The sequence below is a fragment of the Bradyrhizobium sp. cf659 genome (assembly GCF_900113725.1).
Classification (GTDB): domain Bacteria; phylum Pseudomonadota; class Alphaproteobacteria; order Rhizobiales; family Xanthobacteraceae; genus Bradyrhizobium.
In genome coordinates this window covers 162,158-185,370 of record NZ_FOQJ01000013.1, presented here as the reverse complement: position 1 = coordinate 185,370, position 23,213 = coordinate 162,158, and the positions used below count along the sequence as shown (strand labels likewise).

Genomic DNA, 23,213 nt, shown 5'->3' with positions numbered 1-23,213 from the left:
GGGGGGAGAGGGCATCGGTTCCTCGTCGCGGTGGCGGGGATGAAGCTTGAATAAGGAATTCTGCAAATGACCGGGCCCGAGACCCTCGACGTCGCGCGCGATGCGATCTGGACGATCGTGATCGTGTCGTCGCCCCTGATGGTGGTCGGCCTCGTGGTCGGCGTGATCGTGTCGCTGTTCCAGGCGCTGACGCAGATCCAGGAGCAGACGCTGATCTACGTGCCGAAGATTCTGGCCATCTTCGCCACGATGCTGTTGGCGCTGCCGTTCATGGCCGACTCGCTCCATGCCCACATGCTGCGGATATCGTCGCGAATCATCGGCGGCTGAGGCAAGATGCGTAGATTATGCGCATCGACGTCTCGCTGCTGCCGGCGCTTGCGGCGGCCTTCATGCTCGTCTTCGCCCGGGTCGGCGCGATGGTGATGCTGCTGCCGGGCCTGGGCGAGACCAACATCCCGACGCGGATAAAGCTGTCGATCGCGCTGCTGCTCACGCTGATCATCCTGCCGCTGCATCGCAGCGCCTATCAGGTCGACATGGGCTCGCTGGCGCCGCTTCTGGTGCTGATGCTGCATGAAATCGCGATCGGCATCGTGCTGGGGGCAACGGCGCGCGTGACGCTGTCGGCGCTCCAGGTCGCGGGTTCCGTGATCGCGCAGCAGATGGGGCTCGGCTTCGTCACCTCGGTCGATCCGACGCAGGGACAGCAGGGCGTGCTGGTCGGCAACTTCCTGACCATGCTCGGGGTGACGCTGCTGTTCGCCACCGACAGCCATCATTTGGTGATCGCGGCGCTGAACGACAGCTATGCGATCTTCTCGCCGGGCGAGACCGTGTCGAGCGGCGATGTCGCCTCGCTGGCGACGCGCGCCTTCGCCGCCGCGTTCCGCCTCGGCCTGCAGCTCTCCGGACCGTTCCTGGTGTTCGGCCTCGTCTTCAATATCGGGTTAGGGGTGCTGGCGCGGCTGATGCCGCAGATGCAGGTCTATTTCGTCGGCGTGCCGCTGTCGATCTTCGTGGGCTTCCTGGTGCTCGCCGTGGTGCTCACGGCGATGATGGGCACATTTCTGGATTACTTCATCGGTGTCATGCACCAGATGATGCCGCTCAGGTAACGGGGGATCGATGGCGGAAGACAACGATCCAGAGAGTCAAACAGAAGACCCGACGCAAAAACGCCTCGACGAGGCGCTCGAACGCGGCGACGTCGCCAAGAGCCAGGAGATCAACACCTGGTTCATGATCGCGGGCGGCACGCTCGTGGTCTCGACCTTCTCGGGCTCGGTGGGCAGCGGGCTGGTGACGCCGATGCGCAACCTGCTCGCCAATTCCTGGATGATCAAGACCGACGGCAGGGCTCTGCTCGCGCTGATGCAGCAGATCGAATTCGCCGTGCTCGCCGCGGTCGGCGTGCCCTTGCTGATGCTGGTGCTGGCAGCCATCGCCGGCAACATGCTCCAGCACCGCCTGGTCTGGTCGGCCGAATCCCTCAAGCCCAAATTCAGCAAGCTCTCGCCCGCGGCCGGTTTCAAGCGCATCTTCGGCAAGCAGGCGGCCGCGAACTTCCTGAAGGGCCTCGGCAAGCTGATCGTGCTCGGCGCGGTCATGGCCACGATCCTGTGGCCGGAACGGCATCGCATGGAGGCGATGGTCAGGCTCGATCCGGCCGCCATGCTCGGCGCCACCACCAGCTTGACCATTCATCTGCTCGGCGCGGTGGTCGCGGCGCTCGCGATCATCGCCATAGGCGACTACTTCTTCCAGTATCGAAGCTGGTTCCAACGGCAGAAGATGTCGCTCCAGGAGATCAAGGAAGAGTTCAAGCAGTCCGAAGGCGACCCGCACATCAAGGGCAAGATCAGGCAGCTGCGGCAGCAGCGCGCCAAGAAGCGCATGATGGCGGCGGTTCCCAAGGCCTCCGTGATCATCACCAACCCGACCCACTATTCGGTGGCGCTGTCCTACGAGCGCGGCATGCAGGCGCCGATCTGCGTCGCCAAGGGCGTCGACAATCTCGCCTTCAAGATCAGGGAGATCGCGCGCGCACACGACATCCCCATCGTCGAGAACGTGCCGCTGGCCCGCGCGCTCTACGCCACCGTCGACATCGACCAGGAAATCCCGACCGAGCACTACCACGCGGTCGCCGAGGTCATCGGCTACGTCATGCGGCTGAAGCGCGGATTCGGCGCCGGGCGGGGATAAAATACCCGAAAAGTACCGGAAATGGCCGTAATCTGGGAATCAGCGTACCTTTCGCCCTTGCTGCCCTTGCGCCTGCGGGTCCGATTCAGGCAGGGAGGACCCCACGCGCGCCGCAGCGCGTTGATTCTCTGCCGACAGGCTGCGCCAGCTCGAGATGACTGCTGAGACCGACCACGACCTCACACGCGAGCCCGTTGCGGCGCACGAGCCTTCGCCGCGCTCGGGCAGCATTGCGCTGGTGCTGCTGGTGGCCGCCGGCCTGGTCGCGGTCGCCGTCGGGCTGATGACGCTCGGCCGCGCGCAGGCGCAGCCTTATATCCTCGGCATCCTCGCCGTGCTGGCGATGGTCGGCCTGTTCAACCTGTTCGCCTTCGCCGCCGGCATCATCCGCTTCGTCGACCGCAGTCTCGACGACCCCGTGATGGGACGGATCGCCGATCACGCCTTCGACGGCCTGGCGGTCACCGATCCGCGCGGCCATGTGGTCTATTCCAATGCGGCCTATCTGACCCTGACCGGTGCCACCGGCCCGCAGGACGTGCGCCCCGTCGAGCGCGTCTTCATCGGCAATCCCGACGTCTCCGAAGCCGTGTTCCGGCTGCTGAAAGCCGCCCGGGAAGGCAAGCGGCAGCAGGAAGAGGTGCGCATCTCCGGCCATGACGGCAGCCAGGGCCGCTGGCTGCGCATGCGGGTGCGCCCGCTCGGCACCGGAAAGCGCGAGGCGAAATACGCGGTGTGGTCGATTGCCGACATCACCCGCGACCGCGAGCGCCAGGAGGACGTGTTCCAGGAACTCCAGCATGCGATCGAATATCTCGATCACGCGCCTTGCGGCTTCTTCTCGGTCAATCCGGCCGGCGAGCTCGCTTACGTCAACGCGACGCTGGCGAACTGGCTCGACTACGACCTCGCAGAGATCGGCTCGGGCGGGCTGAAGCTCGCCGACATCGTCTCCGGCGACGGCGCCTCGCTGCTCAGCTCGATCGTGGCGGTGCCGGGCGAGGTGAAGACCGAGGTTTTCGACATCGACCTGCGCATGCGCACCGGCAAGACCATGCCGGTGCGGCTCTATCACAAGCTTGCCTTCGGCGCCGACGGCGCGCCGGGGCCGTCGCGCACGCTCGTCATCAGCCGCGCCCGCGACGAGCGCAGCGATCCGGACCGCGCCGCCGAAGTGCGTTTCATGCGCTTCTTCGACCACACGCCGATGGCGATCGCCACCGTCGACCGCGGCGGCAACGTCGTGCGCGCAAACGCGCGCTATGCCAAGCTCGCGCAGGGCCTCGGTCTCGACAGCGCCAGCAAGTCGATCTTCCGCGCCATCAATTCACGTGACCGCCACCTGGTGATCACGGCCATCAACCAGGCCGCCGAAGGCAAGGCCGACATCGCGCCGGTCGAGGTGGCGCTGGAAGGAACCAAGGAGCGCTGGGGCCAGTTCTTCGTCACGCCGGTCGATGCGGCCGAGAACGACGCGGAAGCCGCCATCGTGCACATGCTCGAGACCACCGAGCGGCGCGCGCTGGAGAACCAGATCAACCAGTCGCAGAAGATGGAGACGGTCGGCCAGCTCGCCGGCGGCATCGCCCACGACTTCAACAACGTGCTCTCCGCCATCATGATGGCGAACGACTTCCTGCTGAACGCGCACAAGCCGACCGACCCGTCGTTCCAGGACATCATGCAGATCAAGCAGAACGCGACGCGTGCCGCGACGCTGGTGCGGCAGTTGCTCGCGTTCTCGCGGCGGCAGACGCTGCGGCCGCAGGTGCTCGATCTCGGCGATGCGCTTTCCGACCTCACCATGCTGCTGCGCCGGCTGATCGGCGAGAAGGTCAAGCTCGACCTGATCCACGGCCGCGACCTCTGGCCGGTGAAGGTCGACGTCTCCCAGTTCGAGCAGGTGATCGTCAATCTCGCGGTGAACGCGCGCGACGCCATGCCCGATGGCGGCAAGCTGATCATCCGCACCGCCAACGTCGCCACCGAGGATGCGGGCAAGCTCGCCTACAAGGGCATGCCGGCAGCGGACTATGTACGCATCGAGGTCGCCGACACCGGCACAGGCATCCCCGCCGACATCCGCGACAAGATCTTCGAGCCGTTCTTCTCGACCAAGGAAGTCGGCAAGGGCACCGGCCTCGGCCTCTCCACCGTCTACGGCATCGTCAAGCAGACCGGCGGCTTCATCTACGTCGATTCCGAGCCGGGGCAGGGCACTTCGTTCCACATCTTCCTGCCGCGCCATCACGCCGAGCCGGAGGTGCAGGTCGAGCAGCCCGCGGCAGTGGTCAGCACGGCCAATGGCGCGGCGAAGGAAGCCGCGCCCGCGGCGGCGGAAGCGAAGCCGCGCACTGATCTGACCGGACAGGGCACCATCCTGCTGGTCGAGGACGAAGAGGGCCTGCGCGCGCTCAACGCGCGTGGCCTGCGCTCGCGCGGCTACACCGTGGTCGAGGCCGAGAACGGCGTCGAGGCCATGGAGATGCTGGAGGAGCAGAGCGGCGCGATCGATCTCGTCGTCTCCGACGTGGTGATGCCGGAGATGGACGGCCCGACGCTGCTGAAGGCGATGCGCGAGAAGAACCCCGACATCAAGTTCATCTTCGTCTCCGGCTACGCCGAGGACGCGTTCGAGAAGAGCCTGCCCGAAGGCCAGCAGTTCGACTTCCTGCCAAAGCCGTTCACGCTCAGCCAGCTCGTGGCGGCGGTGAAGGAGACGATGACGAAGCAGGGGTGAGGGCTGCGCGTGGGGTGCACACACCGCGCGGCAATCTCCGCTGTCGTCCTGGCGAACGCCAGGACGACATTGAGGAGGCATCGCGCAATTGTCCCAATACCATCATTGCGAGCCAACGGGTCCGCGCAAAGCGCGGCCCGATGACAGGCTCCGCGAAGCAATCCAGACTGTCTCCGCGGAACCAGACTGGATTGCTTTGACGCAAGGGTTCAATGACGAGGAAAAAGCGGTGTCCTAGCCCTGAAAGCTGCCGGTACCCGGCGACCAGGGCCCCGCGCGCGCCGGGCCAAACCCCCGCCAAATATGGGCTTTTGCCACATCCCCGCGACTGAGGGCCGCAGCTACAAGTTCCGAAACCGGCTTCACTTTTCGCGCCGGCTGCCCATCTTAGGGCCACGTCCCCATGCCGGGGATTTGGGAAACGAACATGAATTTCTCGCAACGATCCCGCAGTCTCTTCAAGACGATCGCCGTCGTGCTGGCGCTTGCGCTGCCGACAGCGCTGGCGATCTCGTCCGCCGACGCGCGCGTCGGTGGCGGCATGTCGTCGGGTTCGCGCGGCTCGCGAACCTATTCGGCACCGCCGTCAACCACGACCGCGCCGGGCTCGGCCTCGCAGTTCAATCGCACCTACACCCAGCCGGGCGCAGGCATGAATTCGGCTGCGGCCGCGCCCGCGCGCGGCGGCCTGTTCGGCCGTGCCGGCGGCTTCATGGGCGGCCTTGCGGCCGGCTTCCTCGGCGCAGGCCTGCTGGGCATGCTGTTCGGCGGCGGCCTGTTCGGCGGCCTCGGCGGCCTGTCGTCGATCATTGGCCTGATCATTCAGATCGCGCTCGTGGTGCTCGTGGTTCGGCTGGCGATGTCCTGGTGGCAGCGCCGCCACACGCCGCAGGCGGCTTACGCCAATGCTGATGCTGGTGCCGGTCCGGGACCGCAGACGAACTATCGCAGCGGTCTCGGCGGTGGTGGCTTCGGCTTCGGCGCCAACAACGCGCCGCTCGAAATCAAGCCTGATGACTACGAGGCGTTCGAGCGCCTGCTCGGCGAGATCCAGTCCGCTTGGTCGAACGAGGACGTGGCAAAGCTGCACACGCTCGCGACGCCGGAGATGGTCTCCTATTTCGAGAAGGACCTTGGCGAGAATCGCGCGCGCAACGTCGTCAACAAGACTTCCAACGTGAAACTGTTGCAGGGCGACCTGGCGGAAGCCTGGCGCGAAGGCGAGACGGACTACGCGACGGTGGCGCTGCGCTTCGCCCTCACCGACAAAACGGTCGACCGCAACACCGGCGCGCTCGTCGCCGGCAGCGAGCAGCCGGGCGAAGTCACTGAAGTCTGGACTTTCGCACGCCGGCCGGGCAGCGGCTGGGAATTGTCGGCGATCCAGCAGACCAACTGATCGCAGGCGAATTGAACAATAAGGGCGTCGTGCCTCTCGCACGGCGCCCTTTTTCTTTGAGCCGCGTATCTCCTGATACGGCCGACCATTTGGGCGAAGCACTTAATTGCTTGTTGCCCATGCAGAGCTCCCGCAATTTCGCGCCTGCCGGTTGGAGAAGGAGATATTCGGTGACTCAGTCTGTCGCGCGCTGCAGGACCAATCACGAAACCATCGTCAGGAATTCGTCCTCGGCGCTGGAGGCGATCGAATCGGCGTATGACCGGATCGAGGCCGAGCGCGACCGCAATTGCTGGATCTATCTCCGCCCGCGGGAGGAGGCGCTCGAAGCATGCCGCAAGCTGGTGGCACGTGCGCGGACCGGCGAAAATCTTCCGCTGCTCGGCATTCCCTTCGGTGTGAAGGACAATATCGATGTCGAGGGAATGCCGACCACGGCCGCATGCCCGGCGTTCAGCTACACGCCCTGGCATTCCGCGCACAGCGTCGAACGCCTCACCGCGGCCGGCGCAATTTGCCTCGGAAAGACCAATCTCGATCAGTTCGCCACAGGCCTGTCCGGCGCGCGTTCCCCCTATGGCCCCTGCGCGTCGGTTGCCGATGCGCGCTATATTTCGGGCGGCTCCAGTTCCGGGTCCGCGGTCGCCGTGGCGGCCGGGCACGTCGCGTTCGCGCTCGGCACGGATACCGGCGGGTCCGGCCGCATACCTGCCGGCTTCAACAACATCGTCGGAATCAAGCCGACCGTGGGGCTGGTGTCATCGCGCGGGCTGGTGCCGAATTGCCCGACGATCGATTGCGTTTCGGTGTTCTGCAATACCGTCAGCGACGGCGAGGCGATCATCGACATCATCGAAGGGTTCGATTTCGAAGATCCCTACAGCCGCTTGCCCAGGGCCTTTTCCTTCACCACAGGGACGGCGCCATCGTTCCGGTTCGGCCGCATCGCGTCCGCCGATCTCGAATGCTTCGGCATGCCGGAATGCGGCGAGCTCTATGAGCGCGCCTGCGAGCGTTTCACGCAGATCGGAGGGACGGCGATCGAGGTGGACTTCGCCCCGTTCCGCCAGGCCGGGGAGTTGATGTTCAGCGGACCCTGGGTCGCGGAGCGGCACTCGGCCATCGCTTCGCTTATGGACATCGATTCCGGCTCCCTGCTTGATGTCACGAGGACCGTGCTGGGCTCAGCCGCCGGCTATTCAGCGATCGACACGTTTGGTGCCATTCACCGGTTGCACCGACTTCGCCGCGACGCCGAGGCGATCTTTGCTTGTATCGATGCGCTGGTGGTCCCGACCGCACCGCGGCCGTTCACACTGGAGGAGATGGATCGCGATCCGATCACCCTCAACAATCGCCTCGGCTACTACTCGTACTTTGCCAATCTGCTCGATCTCTGCGGCGTGGCGGTTCCCAACGCGACATTGCCGAACGGCATGCCGATGGGCGTGACCCTGCTGGCGCCGGCCTGGCATGATCGCGCGCTGATCGGACTGGCGCGGCGGTTCGAGGCCACTGCAGGCCAAGCGGCGTTCGAATTGAAGTCTGGCGGCTGAAGGGCGGATATTATTCCGCCTGCTGTCCGAGCGTCGAAAGATCCAGGATCGAAATCACGGATCTGTCGTACCGGATCACGCCTTCGTCCTGGAGCCGCGCGAGTTGCACTGTCACCCATTGGCGGGTGGATCCAATGAGATTGGCGAGATCACCGTGGGTAAACGGCATGCCGACGACGATCTCGGAGCCGCGCTTCACGCCGTAGACGTGCGACAGAAAGATCAACAGGCTATGCAGCCGCTCGGTCACCGAGCGCGTCCCGAGCATCTGGGCCATCGCCGAATAGCATCGCGCCTTGAATGCCAGGGCATCCAGCAAGGCGACGGCGATCGCCGGCGATTCCAGCGCAAGCCGCCGCAGCGCCAGTCCGGGCATGAACGTCAACAGGCTGCGTTCGGCCGCAACCGATGACCACATGTGCGGGCCCGTTCCGAATATATCGGGGCCGCCGACGAAGTTGCCGGGAAACCAGTAGGCGAGCGTGACCTCGCGCCCCGACGGCGCCGCATAGTAGCTGCGTATGCGCCCCTCGCTGATCAGGTAGATCCCGGCCTGTGTGTCGCCCTGAGACCAAACCAGTTGGCCGGCTTCCAGGGCCTTCTCGCGTCCGATCGCACGCAACCGATTGCAATCAGCCCGGTTGAGACCGTCCAGCAAGCCGGGCAGCGGCCTCACGAGATTGTCCGACTCAGCCAGCATCACGCCTGCCGCTATCGCGCTATTCGCTCTGTGCATCGCCGGCTCCACTGTGAGACCCGGCATCGATTATTCAAGAACCATGCCAGCGCACTGCGGGCCGCCTCTCGATTTCCGAGTTCTGGGCGATCAGCTTGCGTCCGATTGATTGAACGCGCGCAGCCCTTCAGCGCGGATGACGTCGAGACAATCCTTCTTGAGGGAAAGATAGGTTGGCTCGACCATGACAGAACTCGACCTCGGGCGCGGCAGCTTGACCGCGACTTCGCGCAGGATGCGGCCGGGTCCCGCGCTCATGATGAGAACGCGGTCAGCCAGCACGATGGCTTCATCGATGTCATGGGTGACGAACACGATCGTCGCCTTGATCCGGTCGCGCAGCTCCAGCAGATTGTCCTGCATCACCGCCCGGGTCTGCGCGTCGAGGGCCCCGAAGGGCTCGTCCATCAGCAGCACGCGGGGCTGATTGGCCAACGCTCGCGCGATCGCCACGCGCTGTTGCATGCCGCCGGACAGCGTGTTCGGATAGGCGTCGGCGAAACGCTTGAGACCGACCATCGCGATCAGATCGTCGGCGATGGCATTCGCTTCCGTCGTGGACTTCCCAAGCATCCTGGGGCCGTGGGCGATGTTCCTGCGGACAGACTTCCAGGGGAAAAGATGCGGCTGCTGGAACACCATGCCGACATCGGGTCGCGGGCTGTAGATACGCGAGCCTTCTATCAGGATGTCGCCTTCAAACGGCACTTCCAATCCGGCGATGGTATTGAGCAACGTCGACTTGCCACAGCCAGACGGCCCGGCGATGCAAACGAACTCGCCAGGTGCCACGTCAAAGGAAACGCGATCCACCGCGATGGTCTGCCCGCGGTTGGCGTCAAAAACGATGCTCAGGTTTGAGACTTGAATGGCCGGTTGTTTCCGCGCCGATTCGACGGAGGCAGACGAACTTGCCAGAGCCAGTTTCGTGATCGATCGAGGTCCCGACATCAACGCCACCAGACAGTACGTTCCGCAAGGGCCGAAAACAGCCGGTCGGCAATGAACGAAATCAACCCGAGCGCTGCGAGCCCGCCCATGACCTGGCCCGTTTGCAAATTCTGCTGCGCAATCTCGATCCTGTAGACGATGCCGGCGAAAGTGCCCGCGAGTTCGGCCGCGACAAGCGTGTAAAAGGAGATGCTGACGGCGGTGCGCAACCCGACCACGATGTAGGGAAGCGCGCCCAGCAGCACGATCTCCTGGAGCATCTGCCGCCGGGGCGTGCCGAGCATCAACGCCGCCCGAATCAGGCCACGGTCGACCTTCTGCACGCCGATGTGGGTCGAAAGCCAAACCGTGAAGAACACGCCCCATACGACGAGGAACAGCTTTCCCGCCTCCGACAGGCCGAACCAGAGGATGACGATCGGCACGAAAGCAATCGGCGGAATTGGCCGGAGGATATGGAATAGCGGGGACAGCAAGCTCGAAATAACAGGGAATTGGCCGGTGAGGATACCGAGCAGGATGCCGAGCACGCCGCCTATGATGAACCCCGTGGTGACGCGAAAGAGGCTGGCCAGCAGATCGCCAAGGAACTGTCCGCTTCGTATCCACTCAAGGACCGCCGCAGCAACCACCGTCGGCGGCGGAAACAGCACCATGTTGACGGCCCCGGAACGGGAGACCAGCTCCCAGAGGCCGACGAACAGGGGAAGCGAAAGCGCCCCGACCAGAATATTGAGGCGGCGAAGACGGGCTGAATCCGGCCGCCGACCGCGACCGCCGGTGCGGAGAGCAATCTCCGGTCGTGCTGAAGTGCCATCCTGCATGGCTGTGCGGGTGCCTATTTCCACGAGAGGGTGACGCGTGCGGGGTCGACCTTCTTCAGCGGCTCGGCGACGACGACCTTGCTGAAGTCGGGCATCGCCGCTCCCGGAGGATGGTTGCCGCTCTCGAGGCGCCATGCGGAGTGGGTCTTGAGAATCTCGATCAGCCGGTCGTCGAGACGCACCCGGTAGACATAATCGGCCCAGATGGGAGCGAGGTCGTCCCGCTTCATGCCGACCGCGTCCGCCACGACCGTGATCGCTTCATCCTGGTGTGCCTTCATCCAGACCTCGGCGTCGATCAGTGCGGCGATGAACTTCTCGACCACCGCAGGGTTGGCATCCAGATAGGTCCTCATGACGACGATGTTGAACGTTTCCGAGTAAGTGCCCGTTGTATCGAGCTCGGCGACGGCTTCGCCCAGGGCCTTCTTCGCGTTGGCGATGTGGGGTTCCCAAGTGTCGATCGCGTCGATGCTGCCTGCTGCAAGTGCCGGCAGCATTTCCTGCGGCCGCAGATTGACGAGGGTGACATCCTTGGCAGTCAATCCCGCCGACTTCAGCAAGGTCGCCGTGTAGACCTCACTGCCGGTGCCGGCCGTGAATCCGATTCGCTTGCCGCGCAGGTCTGCCTTGGTCTTGACGCCGGCCTTGGCCGCGACGACCGTCTTGAGGTCGGAATATTCCATGCCGGCGACGAAGGCGATGGGCTGGTTTGCCATCGCTGAAGCTGTGACCGGCGCTTCTGCCGTCGTCGCGATGTCGGCGCCGCCCCCGATCACGGTGTCCAGGCACTGCTTGCCGGACGTGAAGTTCGAGACCGTGATGTCCAGTCCGTTCTTTTCGAAAATCCCCTTCGATTTGGCGACGATCGCAAGGCCGGAAATCGGTCCGAGGTTTTGCGCAAGCCGGGCTTTGAGCAATTCCGCGGCCGAGGCGCAGCCCGGACCGATGGCAAGGCAGCAAAGCGCGGCATAGCCGGCAATTGCCGCAATTGGGCGGACGGTGTTCCAGTGCATGACGATCTCCCCTCGCGCCGCGCCCGGCGGCAGCCCCGATGTGATCGCGGATGCCGCCCTGAACGGCTCCGCAACGGCCTCCCGCGTCCTCCCCTGGGCAATCGCTTGAGGATCGTCCCGTATTGGTATGCTCACCCGGCGCTACGGTCCCGGGAAGCAATTAATCGACACGGCCCTCGGGGCGACGGTCCCGCGCCGCCGCTCGAGGTGACGCGCGTGCGGCGGGTGGCCGCCGGAATAATGTCCGCTGTGACGGGTTCATGTCAGCAGATCAGCGGCGGGCCAGTGGGGAGCAATCGCAGGACCAATCGGGAGGATAGGATGAGCATTCTTGCCAGGGTCATCGTGCCAGCAGGCGCTGCGCTCGCGGTCTTCGCAAGTCCGTCGGTGCGGGCGCAGTCAGCCGACATGACCTTTTTTGTGACTTCGAGCGGGCCGGGCAAGGGAGCCGATCTTGGCGGTCTCGACGGTGCCGACGCCCACTGCCAGAAGCTCGCGCAATCGGCCGGCGCCGGCGCCAAAACTTGGCGCGCCTATCTCTCGACCCAGGCCGCCGACGGCAAGCCGGCCGTCAACGCGCGCGACCGCATCGGCAAGGGGCCGTGGCAGAATGCGAAGGGCGCGGTCATCGCCAAGGACGTTGCGGATCTGCATGGCCCCACCAACAACCTGACCAAGCAGACGGCGCTCAGCGAGAAGGGCGAGGTCAACAACGGAGCCGGCGATACGCCGAACCGCCACGACATCCTCACGGGGACGCAACCCGACGGCACCGCATTTGCCGCCGGCGACGACAAGACCTGCAAGAACTGGTCGTCGAGCACACAAGGTACTGCGGTGGTCGGCCATGCCGACCGGCGGGGCCTGCGCGACGACGAGCCGTCGAAATCGTGGAACAGCTCGCATCCCTCGCGCGGTCCCGATGGCGGCTGCTCGCAGGCCGACTTGAAGAGCACGGGTGGCGACGGGCTGCTGTATTGCTTTGCGGCGAATTGAGGCGCTGAGCTCTCTCCTCGTCATTGCGAGGAGCTCGCGACAAAATTGCAAAGCAATTTTGCGCTGATGCGACGAAGCAATCCAGAGCCTTTCCGTAGAGGCACTTCTGGATTGCTTCGCTGCGCTCGCAATGACGGAGTATGTGGCGCGCCATTCCGTTCCACCCTGACGGGACGTTGCGCCACATGCTACACTGGTTCCGTTGCTTCCACCCTCACGGACCCCTCCCATGAAATACGAACTCTACTACTGGCCCGAGATTCAGGGCCGCGGCGAATATGTGCGGCTGGCGCTGGAGGAGGCGGGTGCGGCTTACGTCGATGTCGCGCGCGGCCCGCACGGAACAGCTGCGATGATGAAGATGATGGATGCGGACAAGGGCACGCCGCCCTTCACGCCGCCGTTCCTGAAAGCGGGCAAGCTCGTCATCGGCCAGACCGCCAACATCCTGCTCTATCTCGGCGCCCGCCACGCCCTTGCGCCGAAGACGGAGGCGGGCCGGCTCTGGGTGCACCAGCTCCAACTCACCATCACCGACTTCGTGGTCGAGATCCACGACACCCATCATCCACTTGGGCCCTCGCTCTATTACGAGGACGCGCGGCCCGCAGCGAAGAAGCGCACGGCCGAGTTCTGGAGCGAGCGCGTGCCGAAATATCTCGGCTATTTCGAACAGCTGCTCGCCGGCAATGGCGGCACTTACGTCACCGGCCGCCGGCTGACCTATGTCGACCTCTCGCTGTTCCAGATCGTCGCCGGGCTGCGCTACGCGTTTCCCAGGCGCATGAAGGTGTTCGAGGCAGACATCCCAGGCCTCGTCGGCCTGCATGACCGCGTTGCCGCGCGGCCGAACATCAAGGCCTATCTTGCGAGCGAGCGTCGCATTGCCTTCAACGAGCAGGGCATCTTCCGCCGCTACAAGGAACTCGATCATTAGCCGGTCCGGACGGAAGCTGGCGGCAGCCCCCGTTCCGGACCGGCCGTTTCGGGCGCGATCAATCGCCCGAACGCGTCGTGGCTCCCGAGCGTCCGTGAACGCTCCGGACCAGATCGATCGTTTGAAGCATCGGCGACGGGAGCGAGGTCATGCTCGTCAGGGCAGGGGGGGGCTTGCAGAACATCGTCGCGTCTCCCGTTCACGTGGGCTCCCTCTAGCGGGGTTCGGCTGTGGCGACGTCAGTCGATCGGAGGAGGGCAGGCGCTTTCCTAGGAGTTTCGACCTTTGCACGGGACGGTGATGCGCGCTCACCACACGCCGGGCAGCAGACGGTAGCGCACCCGCGCCGCATAGTCGGAATAGCCCGGCAGACCCTCGCGCAGCGTGCGCTCCTCGATGCGGATTCTGACCGCGAACAGCACGAGGAAGAGCGGCACCATCGCAAGGCCCCACCACGAGCCCAGCAGCAGCGGCACGCCGGCGAAGAACAGGATCATGCCGCTGTACATGGGATGGCGCACATGCGCGTAGGGCCCTGTCGAGATCACGTGCTGCGCGCGCTCGGCTTGCAGCTTCACCACCGGCGCGGCGAACGAGTTCTCGCGGAATACCCAGAGGATGAACAGCGTCGAGAGCACGAACAGCGCGAAGCCGAGCACCTGCACCGCAACCGGCATGTCGGAGGATAGCGTGCGCTGGTCGAGCCCCATCGCGGCCAGCCAGGCCAGCATCGCAATGACGAAGACGATCATGAAAGCCTTGTCGGCAGCGGGCTGCCCCCTCTGCAGGACCGGCCGCAGGCGTTCGGCCAGCAGCGCCGGGTCGATCCGGTAGAGCCACCAGCCGCAGAGCGGGCCGAGCAGGATGCAAATGATCAGAAACACCCAGGCGGACGGCCAATGCAGCGTGCCCGCGGACGCGAACAACAGCGCGCCCATTGCGATGGTGGTGATCGTGTTCTGCAACAGCAGTTTTGCGATCATGCGCAGGTTCCGGGAGAGCCGCGCACGATACTGGCCCTGTTATCCGGCGAAGATGCGGCCGGACACGCGAAAAGCCCGATCAACCGGATCGGGCGCTCACTTCACTGGGAACGGTCCGATCAGGCGAGCTGATCGATCCGCGTGCCCTGGCCCGGCGGCAGCGGCGCGGGCGGCTGCGGCTTGTAGGTCGGGTCGGTATCTTTAGTCTTGGCCTGATCGTCCTGCTGCTTGGTCGTGTCGTAGCTCGGGACCACGATCGCGATCGGCGGCGGCGCAACGGTAGAAACGCTCATCCACAAATCCTCACACATGGAAACAATTGAGTCTGCCCTGCGAGGAGCGAAGTTTCCTTCAAGCCAATCGTTAAAATGCGAGGGATCTGGTACGGTGGGAGGAGGCTGCGCTCGCAATGACGGAGTTTGTGACGGGCGGCGTTACGACGCGCGTAGGACGCGCCTGCGGCAAGAGTGGAGATGCCCCTACTCGTCCTTCGGACGCGTGATCGCGATCGAGGCTTCCGTCTTGGTGCGCGAGCAGTCCATGTTGAGGCGCTTGAAGCGCATCGACACCTTGTCGCCGCGGAGCAGGCCCATGCGCTTCAGGCAGCGCGTCGCGCCCTTCGCGGTGTCGTCCTTCGGCACCGTGAAGATGATCGCGGCCGCGGACGCGACGAGGTCATAGAACTGCGGCGTCGGCTTGCGGTCGCCCTTGGCATAGAGCTCGTTGGAATAGTTCTGTCCCTGCGTGCGGCAGCCGAGCGAGAGCTCCTTCGCCGCGGGGTGGGTGAGGTAGATGATATTGGCGGCCTTGAAGTTGACCTTCAGTTTGTCGATGCCGCTCGCAAGCTGCTTTGCGATGTCGTCGCACTGGTCCGCGCGGGCAGGCGAGGCGAGGGTCACAAGGCCGGTGATGGCGGCGGCGACCAGGATCGCGCCGCGGACGTTCGGTTTCAAAGTCATGATGAGAGAGCCCCTTCAATGCCACATTGAAGCGTTGGAGGGCGCAAAGTGCAAGGTGGCAGCCAGAGCATTTTTCCACGTGCTTTCAATGCGGTCTGTCCCGTGCGACGAGCTCTGTTATACCCGCCGATCTACGTCAAGTGGCGATTCCGCAGTCGCAGACGTGCAGGCTTTGGGTACTTCGGAAGCGGTCGCCGGGCCGTCAATGGCATTAGTTCGCGCTTGACGTGTATCTCAGGCTGCATCACCCTGGGTTGTTTTTTGACGTTTTTTGGGGATATAGATGCGCGCAACCTTGTTTCTGATCGTTTCGTTCTGGATGGCAGCCTGGCTCCCGCAGCCCAGTTCGGCTCAATCATTTATTCCGATGAATGTCACCCCCAAGGTAACGAAGGGGCCGCTTCTCGATGGCAAGATCTATGCGGTCGATATCAAATGCAAGAAGACCGGTAATTTGGAAGATGCGATCGATCGCAATATCTTTTTCACAAATACTCGAACGCATATGGTGCTGATTTCCACTGCACCGCCTACGTCGGCCGCCGGAGGGGATAAATTGCCGGACGCGACGCTGGCAGCCGTGCAGGTCTTTTCTGTCGACAAGGCGACGACATTTGTCGATCGCACGGATTGCGATCACCATTTTCTGCTGGCGGGAGGAAAGCGCTATTATCTTGTAGGCGCGATCAATATTCTCGACGATTTCGCAAGTTCACCGGCAGGCACAGTGCTGAGCAATCTCGCCGCGATCGCTACACCATTGTTCTCTCTCTTCACCGGCGATCCGCTTCCTGCAATCGTTTCAACGAAGATGTCAAATGTCCAATCGCTGGTGACGCCGTTTCAAAACATTCTCGCGGCTCTCAATCGCGGTGTGAACAGCACCAAGATTATCGATGGTCTTCGAGTTGGTACCTATGAGATTACAACCAACTATACGTCGGTGACCGTGACCGTCCGCCCTGTTCCCTCTATCGTGCTCGACGAAAATTCGGTGTTTCGGGTCGATTTTCGCGACAAGATCAACGCGGCTCCCGAAAAGATCGACACGACAAATCTCGATAAAAGTTGTCGAGCCGTTCGAGGGGGATTGACGCAAAGTTCGTTCACGGCTCGCGAGGACATCGCCTACGCGCTGATCGCCCTGGGCGCGCGAGTGGGCCTCGCGCGGAACGATATCCTGAAATGCCTGACGCTCGACTATGCACCCGCGGCGACTAAATTTCCGGACTCGGTGTGGATCAGTTTTCCCACTGAGCTCAGGTTCGATCAGGCCGTCATGGAGAACGTGCTGCCTGAGAGTTCCGGCCCTTCGCAGCCCGAATTCGATGCCATTCACACTCGCTTTGATCAAACGGTGACTGCGCTTGCACAATACGCGCGGAATACCCCAAAGCCGCCATCGGCAATCGCAACGCTTTCCAAGTACCTCGCGGCGAATGTGTCGATCATCGACAAGACAGCAGATTTCAAGATCACGGAATCTGTCGACCCGATGGACAGGTTCAAGGCCATCGAAGACCTGACCAGCAAAGGGTACATCCGTTTCGGGTGCTATGCGGCGACGACGGATGCTACCGACAAGGGACTCGACGGTTCGCCGGTGATGCTTCTTGTTTTCAACGCGCCAAGTGACGCTACCAGTACTACCGTAGATAAGGCCCTTGTTCTTCGTCCGTTGTTCAAGGATCGGATCATCACGACTTTCATCGTGTCCTTTAATCGAAAGTACGTGACATCGGTGCTCAGCAACCCATCATTTGATTATGACTGCAACGGGTTCACCGTAGAGAAACCGAAGACATAGCTGCGCCGATACTGTCAGGATGAAGAACCGAGCCGCGCGGGAGGGCGCCGGCTCGGTTATCAGTCGTGGCGACGCCGGCAAAGCACGAAAGGCTGGGCCAATTTTCGCGGGATCGGGACCTTCCCTTTGGCTCAAAAGTGCTTAGAACGGCTCTATTCTGGGATGGCTGCCACGGCCGTCCCGGTCCCAAACCCCGAGACCAGACCATGAACGCTCCCACCGCCTTCCCCGACCCCGCAAAGCCCGTTCCGCCCTACAAGCACACCCCGCTGTTCCCGCTGGGCAAGGACGAGACGCCCTACAGGAAGATTTCGTCCGAGGGTATCAGGGTCGAGAAGGTCCTGGGGAAAGACATGCTGGTGGTGTCGCGCGAGGCGCTGCGGGCGCTGTCGGAAGCGGCTTTCGGCGACATCAACCATTATTTGCGCCCCGGCCATCTGAAGCAGCTCCGCGCGATCCTGGAGGACGGCGAGGCGAGCCCCAACGACAAGTTCGTCGCGCTCGACTTCCTGAAGAACGCCAACATCGCCGCCGGCGGCGTGCTGCCGATGTGCCAGGACACCGGCACCGCGATCATCATGGGCAAGAAGGGCTGTAACGTCATCACCGACGGTGACGACGAGGCGGCGCTGTCGGAAGGCGCGCGTGATGCTTACCTGCGCCGCAACCTGCGCTACTCGCAGGTCGCGCCCCTGTCGATGTACGAGGAGAAGAACACCGCCAACAACATGCCGGCGCAGTGCGAGATCTACGCCGAGGGCGATGACGCCTACAAGTTCATGTTCATGGCGAAGGGCGGCGGCAGCGCCAACAAGAGCTTCCTGTTCCAGGCGACGCCCTCGGTGCTGACCAAGGACCGGCTGCTCGCGTTCCTGAAGGAGAAGATCCTCACCCTGGGCACCGCGGCGTGCCCGCCCTATCACCTCGCCATCGTGATCGGCGGCACCTCGGCCGAGCTCTGCATGAAGACGGTGAAGCTCGCCTCCGCCCGCTATCTCGACGCACTGCCGACCCACGGCTCGCCCGACGGCAACGCCTTCCGCGATGTCGAGATGGAGAAAGAGATCCACAAGATGACGCAGTCGCTCGGCGTCGGCGCGCAGTTCGGCGGCAAATATTTCTGCCACGACGTGCGCGTGATCCGCATGCCGCGTCATGGCGCCTCGCTGCCGATCGGCCTGGGCGTGTCCTGCTCGGCCGACCGCCAGGTGCTCGGCAAGATCACCAGGGACGGCATCTATCTCGAGGAGCTCGAGCACAACCCGGCGCAGTATCTGCCGCAGGTGGAGCAGTCGCTCGGCGGCGAGGTCGTCAAGATCGACCTCAACCAGCCGATGAAGGACATCCTGGCGACGTTCTCGAAATACCCGATCAAGACCCGGGTCTCGATGACCGGCACCATGATCGTCGCGCGCGATAGCGCCCATGCCAAGCTGCGCGAGCGGCTGGAGAAGGGCGAGCCGCTGCCGGATTATTTCAAGAACCACCCGGTCTATTACGCCGGTCCCGCCAAGACGCCGGAGGGCTACGCCTCCGGTGCGTTCGGTCCGACCACCGCGGGCCGCATGGATTCCTTCGTCGACCAGTTCCAGGCCGCGGGCGGCTCGATGGTGATGGTGGCCAAGGGCAACCGCGCGCCGGCCGTGCGCGAGGCCTGCAAGAAATATGGCGGCTTCTATCTCGGTTCGATCGGCGGCGCCGCGGCGAACCTCGCCGAGCACTGCATCAAGAAGGTCGAGGTGCTCGAATATCCCGAGCTCGGCATGGAAGCGATCTGGCGCATCGAAGTCGTCGACTTCCCGGCGTTCATCATCATCGACGACAAGGGGAACGACTTCTTCAAGGAGTTGAATTTGGGCTGAGCAGGCTTAGCCGGTCCAGGCGCTGGAGGGGTGAAGGCGGTGAACTCCATTGACTCGGGTCATTCGCTCCAGGAGTTGTGATCTTGCTCGCTGGTAACGACGCTCGTCTTCCTTGGACAGACGGGCAAGCTTGTCGAACATTTCGACTGTGCCGCCGTCTCCGTAGTTTTGAATGAGTGCTTCGATCGCCAGCCCGACATCGGTCGTGTCGGATGAAAAGAGGCGGTGTTCGTGATCGTTCTTGGCGAGAAGCCACTCTATCTCATTTAAGCGCGACACTAATTCCTTGAAGCTCTCCCGTGCATCCATGTCTTCGCCAAGTTCGTCACGGGCGATCCGGGGGTCGAGCGTCAGGAGATATTGCTGCATTCTGTCTCCTGCGATCAATTTACGAATCAAGGAGGTCTTCACCAATACGAGATCGACGACGATGGAATAAGAGCGAAGCGTCTGTCGCAGCTCTGCGACCTTCTTTTCGCCGTTCTCGACACGGCGCATCATTTCCCGGGTTTCTCGCCAGCCTCGAAAAGCGAAGACTCCAATTGCTATCGTCGTGATCACGGTGACCAGCGCGACCACGAGGATCAATATTTCTATCATGTGACTAGCGTCGGATGAATTCATCCTCAATTTCTCCGGTTTTGAAATAGGTCAGTACGAGCTTGGCGAATTTTGCTCCCACCACTTCCGGGCTCTTGGGGAGAACTGGGATGCTATATTTCTTCTGAGTTATTCGAATGGCGCCCCGAATATCCTCTGCTGTCGCGCATGTGTAGATGATGAATTTTCGCTGCAGTTGCTCTCCCCAGAAAGATCTCAGTTCGTCAATGAGAACGAGGCCGACCCGCCGCGTGCCATCGCACTTTTCAGGCGAGAATCTCGCGAGATCGCGGCCGGGCCGTAACATGACGTCGACGATCATGCCGGTCACGGTGGATGGGTTGGTTTCGGTCAGCTTCGCGTAAGCGGTCGTCGCGTCTAAAATGTCGTCGACGTCTGATCCTCTGGCTCGAAGGCGCTCGCGATCAAATTCAAACTGCGGACTATCTTCGTCAATCCAGTATATCGACACTAGCCTCTCCTCATGAAGACGCGGAATCGGGCGCCGTGTGCATGTTTGGCGAGTTCAATGCGCCCGCCGCACTTTGATGCCACTTCGCGACAATAGGCTAAACCAATTCCCGTACCCTTCTGTCCTGACTCGATCGCGAGGCGGCCCCTCACGCCATCCAGAAAAATGCGATCGCGTTCCTCGTCCGGAATTCCCGGACCGTTGTCACAGAAGTCGATAACAACGAATTTCTCATCGACCTCGGCCCAGGTGATTTTGATGTCGGGATCGTCGCCCAAGCTAGCGTATTTGACGCTATTCTCGAACAGGTTCCTGAAAATGGAGAGCCATGCGGCTGAGGTGCCCACGACTTTGGGGAGCTCATCCAACTTGCTTTCCTTGAGGTTGTTTATCGTAACCCGCTTTCGTCCATAGATGCGGGCAAGCGCATCCGCGGAATTCACGAGTTTCATGAGAACGTCGGAGAAGAGGCGGTCGGTCGTCTTCCCCTGGATATCCTCATCGATCGCCAGCTTTCGAACTTTCTCGAACTGGAAGTGAATATCGTCGACATAGAGTTTGATGTCGCTTAGGGCGATGTCGAGGTTCTTAAAAGTGGCTGCGAGCTTGATCTGTGACGGGTCATAGATCGCTGAAAATTCATCGGAGCCGAACAGGTTGTCTCTGATGAATTCCGCGTTTCGAGTGATCGTGGCGATTTCGGAGCCCAAGGCGTGACAAACCTGCTCGATATCGTCATGGGCTTTGCTGAGCTCGAGATACCTTCGCGTCAGAACCGTGTTCACGTCGACGACAAAATCGATGATGAACTTGTCATGCCATGAAAATTGTCTCTTGCTGTTGCTGCCGGTATCGAATCTTGGATTTGCCAGCCGCAGGAGACCTGCGGGATATTCGATCTCGTTGGTGCCATCAGACGATGTTGGATCAAGAGGTCCTGCCGCCTCATGAGACCGTATCAGCATTGGCACGTAGGCCCGGGACCAGATCTCGGAATTGACGCGCTCGCAATATCGTCCTTTTGGAAGCGGCAAGAAGTTGTTGAACTCATAGATGGATTGTCGCCTTTTCAATGATTGCACCACCCACGACTGTTCATCGGGGAGATAGAAGACATCTCTCTTTTGGAGCTTCTTCCGATTGGCGCGCCAAAGAGCTTCCAGTCCCGATGTGCCGCGAAGCTTGAGCAGGTGGTTGCGATCATCCCGGATGAAGACGGAGCCAGCCTCGCATTTCACGATTGGCAGAATGACGTCGTTTATCGCTCTATGCCAAAACGTATCGAGGTCTTTGGAGCGATACGATTGTACGATAATCCGCGAGCGGATGAGGTACATCATGTTGTAGCTCAGATGTACGAAGGCGGTCTTGACGAGAAGATCAAGCAACTGCGGGTCATGCTCCGCGTTCGACTTGTATGCGAGACGAGTGGATTTTTGCTTTTCGAAGATCGCGTAGTTCGCAAAATCGACGATGCGAAAGCCGCGAACAACCAGCGTCTCATCACCGTCGATGACTAAGTCTCGATCCTGAATAGCGTCCCGGTCGGGGAGGGATAGACACCATCGCCCTGGAATGTAGGGGTCGGCCCCGTAAATCGTCAGTTCCAAACTGGGGAGTTCGAGGGCGTTTTCGAGAGCGTTCTTCAAATCAGTCGTGGTCAAAATGTTCGAAGTATAAATTTCCTCCAATTTTCCAAACACGGATCTCCTCCGGGTTGATAATATTCTTGCTGCAATCTTAGCTAGCTTAGTCCATTCTTGCCGCTGGAGACAACATAGATCGCTCAATCGGGGCGATTCACGCGGGTTTCTCACCGCACTGCGGTGTACAGCTCCTCAGAGCTGGTTCGGGTAGGCCGGACAGGGAGGGACGCAAATAATGCGCGTCAGCTGTCTCTGCTAACTGCAATTCGTGACCTGGTTGGAGCAGAGCGAGCGCCACCAGCCGCGGACGCCGTCCGCGCTCTCGACCAGACCCCAGAGCCCGCTGCAGGCAAAGATGCGCTTCGGTCCACCGTCACCGTCAATCGGGCCGCCGAGTTCGCGCTGCGCCGGCATCCATTTGGCGTCCACGAAGGGCGCCTGGAACAGCCCGCCTGCGCGCGTGTAGCCATTCGCGTAGTTCGCGCCGACCTTGTTCGACGCGACCCAGCCGCGCCCGGCATAGGGCTTTGGCGCGCTACGCGGATATTTCTTGTCGTCCTCGTAGTCCTTGCCCGGCGGCTTGGCGCCTTCGATCAGAAACCAGCCATCCTTGAAGCCGATGATGCGGAATTCGGTGAGCCAGCCGCCCTCGGGCGTGTTCTCGGCCCCGCCGAGCTTGAGCCGGTAGGGTGGCGGAAGCGTGCCGAGCACGCGCGCCTTCACCGATGGCTCTGCACGGACGTTGAGGCCGCTCGGATCCTTGTCGATGGACCATGCGCCGAGATCGCAGGGCTCGGTGCCATCGGGGAGCGTTGCGCGCTTGGCCGCGAGCTCTGCGTGCAACTTGGCGAAATCGGTGTCGTCGTTGTCAGGATCCGGCCCGGTGCGCGGCTGCAGCTCGGCAGAGACCGCGCGCGTCGCATCCGGCGTCAGCGTGACCACGAGCGCTTGGCGCGCGGTGAACACGCTTGCGGGCGTCTTCGGATCATTCGACGTCGCCGGATAAACGGCGAGATAACCGGTCGAGCCATCGGTCCGATAGGCGGTGCCGGCCACGAAGCCCGCCGGCACCATGGCGAGCGCGCTTGCGCGCCACGCCGGTTCGGCGTCATCCGCGCGCGCGGCTTGTGTCACGACACACAGCATCGCCGCCGCGATGAGACGGAGCACGCGCATGGCTGCGCGGCCTTACGCCCGCGCGCCCGTGAACGGGAAGCTGCCCATCGGCCCGATGCCCATCTCGCCGTTGATGCTGTCGCCGGAGACGGTGCCGGTGAATTCGAGCGTGAGCGGCATCGGTTTGTCGATCGACACTTTCCAGGAGACGTTGTCGCCGCTGACGGTGCCGTCGAAAATCTCGGTGGTATCACCTTCCGCACTCTGCGTGCCCGTGAGCGTGCTGCCCGCGGCCTTCAGGCTCAGCGTCGTCTGGCGCTCGCCCATGGGCGTCGTCGTGGTCAGATTCCAGTTGCCGTCTACGGCCATTCCCGTCTCCCGAACAAATCCCGGCGAGCCGCGACG

The 23,213-nt window shown here is 62.5% G+C and carries 22 protein-coding genes; 10 read left to right on the top strand and 12 right to left on the bottom strand.

What is annotated here, in order from left to right; translation table 11 throughout:
- The first annotated feature begins 66 nt into the window (after nucleotides 1–66).
- From fliQ to atzF, 6 genes are all read left to right on the top strand, one after another.
- On the top strand, nucleotides 67–330 hold the full coding sequence (fliQ, locus tag BM118_RS35120) for a flagellar biosynthesis protein FliQ (RefSeq protein ID WP_011088555.1): 264 nt from the start codon (nucleotides 67–69) through the stop codon (nucleotides 328–330).
- A gap of 17 nt (nucleotides 331–347) precedes the next feature.
- Nucleotides 348–1,118, top strand: coding sequence for a flagellar biosynthetic protein FliR (gene fliR / locus BM118_RS35115; protein WP_027548528.1), 771 nt, complete (start codon nucleotides 348–350; stop codon nucleotides 1,116–1,118).
- A gap of 10 nt (nucleotides 1,119–1,128) precedes the next feature.
- Nucleotides 1,129–2,208 carry a flagellar biosynthesis protein FlhB gene (gene flhB, locus BM118_RS35110; protein ID WP_092191896.1) on the top strand — a complete coding sequence of 360 codons (1,080 nt, stop codon included), beginning with the start codon at nucleotides 1,129–1,131 and terminating at the stop codon, nucleotides 2,206–2,208.
- 154 nt (nucleotides 2,209–2,362) lie between these two features.
- Nucleotides 2,363–4,948 (top strand): cell cycle histidine kinase CckA, encoded by a 2,586-nt coding sequence (gene cckA / locus BM118_RS35105; RefSeq protein ID WP_092191894.1) that lies wholly within the window; start codon nucleotides 2,363–2,365, stop codon nucleotides 4,946–4,948.
- A 403-nt stretch (nucleotides 4,949–5,351) separates the two neighbouring features.
- Nucleotides 5,352–6,347 carry a Tim44 domain-containing protein gene (locus BM118_RS35100; RefSeq protein ID WP_092191892.1) on the top strand — a complete coding sequence of 332 codons (996 nt, stop codon included), beginning with the start codon at nucleotides 5,352–5,354 and terminating at the stop codon, nucleotides 6,345–6,347.
- Nucleotides 6,348–6,517: 170 nt separating this feature from the next.
- Nucleotides 6,518–7,903 (top strand): allophanate hydrolase, encoded by a 1,386-nt coding sequence (atzF, locus tag BM118_RS35095; protein WP_092191890.1) that lies wholly within the window; start codon nucleotides 6,518–6,520, stop codon nucleotides 7,901–7,903.
- Nucleotides 7,904–7,913: 10 nt separating this feature from the next.
- Here the strand turns inward: atzF and BM118_RS35090 are convergent, their stop codons facing one another.
- From BM118_RS35090 to BM118_RS35075, 4 genes are all read right to left on the bottom strand, one after another.
- Nucleotides 7,914–8,639 (bottom strand): Crp/Fnr family transcriptional regulator, encoded by a 726-nt coding sequence (locus tag BM118_RS35090; RefSeq protein WP_177234981.1) that lies wholly within the window; start codon nucleotides 8,637–8,639, stop codon nucleotides 7,914–7,916.
- A 90-nt stretch (nucleotides 8,640–8,729) separates the two neighbouring features.
- On the bottom strand, nucleotides 8,730–9,590 hold the full coding sequence (locus BM118_RS35085; RefSeq protein ID WP_177234971.1) for an ABC transporter ATP-binding protein: 861 nt from the start codon (nucleotides 9,588–9,590) through the stop codon (nucleotides 8,730–8,732).
- Nucleotides 9,590–10,438 (bottom strand): ABC transporter permease, encoded by an 849-nt coding sequence (locus tag BM118_RS35080; protein ID WP_092191884.1) that lies wholly within the window; start codon nucleotides 10,436–10,438, stop codon nucleotides 9,590–9,592. The genes BM118_RS35085 and BM118_RS35080 overlap by 1 nt, the downstream gene beginning before the upstream one ends.
- On the bottom strand, nucleotides 10,429–11,430 hold the full coding sequence (locus BM118_RS35075; RefSeq protein WP_177234970.1) for an NrtA/SsuA/CpmA family ABC transporter substrate-binding protein: 1,002 nt from the start codon (nucleotides 11,428–11,430) through the stop codon (nucleotides 10,429–10,431). Before BM118_RS35075 ends, BM118_RS35080 begins: the two co-directional genes overlap by 10 nt.
- Before the next feature lie 321 nt (nucleotides 11,431–11,751).
- Here BM118_RS35075 and BM118_RS35070 point away from each other — a divergent pair, with 321 nt between their 5' ends.
- Both BM118_RS35070 and BM118_RS35065 read left to right on the top strand, forming a co-directional pair.
- Nucleotides 11,752–12,426 (top strand): lectin, encoded by a 675-nt coding sequence (locus BM118_RS35070; protein ID WP_092191880.1) that lies wholly within the window; start codon nucleotides 11,752–11,754, stop codon nucleotides 12,424–12,426.
- A gap of 229 nt (nucleotides 12,427–12,655) precedes the next feature.
- Nucleotides 12,656–13,363 (top strand): glutathione S-transferase, encoded by a 708-nt coding sequence (locus BM118_RS35065; protein ID WP_092191878.1) that lies wholly within the window; start codon nucleotides 12,656–12,658, stop codon nucleotides 13,361–13,363.
- Between the two features lie 308 nt (nucleotides 13,364–13,671).
- Here the strand turns inward: BM118_RS35065 and BM118_RS35060 are convergent, their stop codons facing one another.
- From BM118_RS35060 to BM118_RS35050, 3 genes are all read right to left on the bottom strand, one after another.
- Nucleotides 13,672–14,346 carry a methyltransferase family protein gene (locus BM118_RS35060; protein ID WP_092191876.1) on the bottom strand — a complete coding sequence of 225 codons (675 nt, stop codon included), beginning with the start codon at nucleotides 14,344–14,346 and terminating at the stop codon, nucleotides 13,672–13,674.
- Between the two features lie 119 nt (nucleotides 14,347–14,465).
- Nucleotides 14,466–14,639, bottom strand: coding sequence for a hypothetical protein (locus BM118_RS41920; protein WP_177234969.1), 174 nt, complete (start codon nucleotides 14,637–14,639; stop codon nucleotides 14,466–14,468).
- 186 nt (nucleotides 14,640–14,825) lie between these two features.
- Nucleotides 14,826–15,305: a hypothetical protein gene (locus BM118_RS35050; protein WP_092191872.1), complete on the bottom strand. Its 480-nt coding sequence runs from the start codon at nucleotides 15,303–15,305 to the stop codon at nucleotides 14,826–14,828.
- A gap of 283 nt (nucleotides 15,306–15,588) precedes the next feature.
- On the opposite strand from BM118_RS35050, the gene BM118_RS35045 reads away from it, so the two are divergent.
- Both BM118_RS35045 and BM118_RS35040 read left to right on the top strand, forming a co-directional pair.
- On the top strand, nucleotides 15,589–17,112 hold the full coding sequence (locus BM118_RS35045; RefSeq protein WP_092191870.1) for a hypothetical protein: 1,524 nt from the start codon (nucleotides 15,589–15,591) through the stop codon (nucleotides 17,110–17,112).
- A gap of 206 nt (nucleotides 17,113–17,318) precedes the next feature.
- Complete coding sequence (locus BM118_RS35040; RefSeq protein WP_092191868.1) at nucleotides 17,319–18,974, top strand: fumarate hydratase; 1,656 nt, start codon at nucleotides 17,319–17,321, stop codon at nucleotides 18,972–18,974.
- A 6-nt stretch (nucleotides 18,975–18,980) separates the two neighbouring features.
- Here the strand turns inward: BM118_RS35040 and BM118_RS35035 are convergent, their stop codons facing one another.
- The 5 genes from BM118_RS35035 to BM118_RS35015 all read right to left on the bottom strand — a co-directional run bounded on the left by BM118_RS35035 (nucleotide 18,981) and on the right by BM118_RS35015 (nucleotide 23,177).
- Nucleotides 18,981–19,598, bottom strand: coding sequence for a hypothetical protein (locus BM118_RS35035; RefSeq protein ID WP_143099569.1), 618 nt, complete (start codon nucleotides 19,596–19,598; stop codon nucleotides 18,981–18,983).
- Nucleotides 19,579–20,046 carry a hypothetical protein gene (locus tag BM118_RS35030; protein ID WP_092191864.1) on the bottom strand — a complete coding sequence of 156 codons (468 nt, stop codon included), beginning with the start codon at nucleotides 20,044–20,046 and terminating at the stop codon, nucleotides 19,579–19,581. The genes BM118_RS35035 and BM118_RS35030 overlap by 20 nt, the downstream gene beginning before the upstream one ends.
- Nucleotides 20,046–21,749: a sensor histidine kinase gene (locus tag BM118_RS35025; protein ID WP_143099568.1), complete on the bottom strand. Its 1,704-nt coding sequence runs from the start codon at nucleotides 21,747–21,749 to the stop codon at nucleotides 20,046–20,048. Before BM118_RS35025 ends, BM118_RS35030 begins: the two co-directional genes overlap by 1 nt.
- Before the next feature lie 198 nt (nucleotides 21,750–21,947).
- Entirely contained in the window at nucleotides 21,948–22,868 is a 921-nt protein-coding gene (locus BM118_RS35020) for an SH3 domain-containing protein (RefSeq protein WP_092191860.1), read from the bottom strand.
- A 12-nt stretch (nucleotides 22,869–22,880) separates the two neighbouring features.
- A complete protein-coding gene (locus BM118_RS35015; RefSeq protein WP_092191858.1) occupies nucleotides 22,881–23,177 on the bottom strand; it encodes a hypothetical protein in 297 nt (98 codons plus the stop codon).
- Between the last annotated feature and the right edge of the window lie 36 nt (nucleotides 23,178–23,213).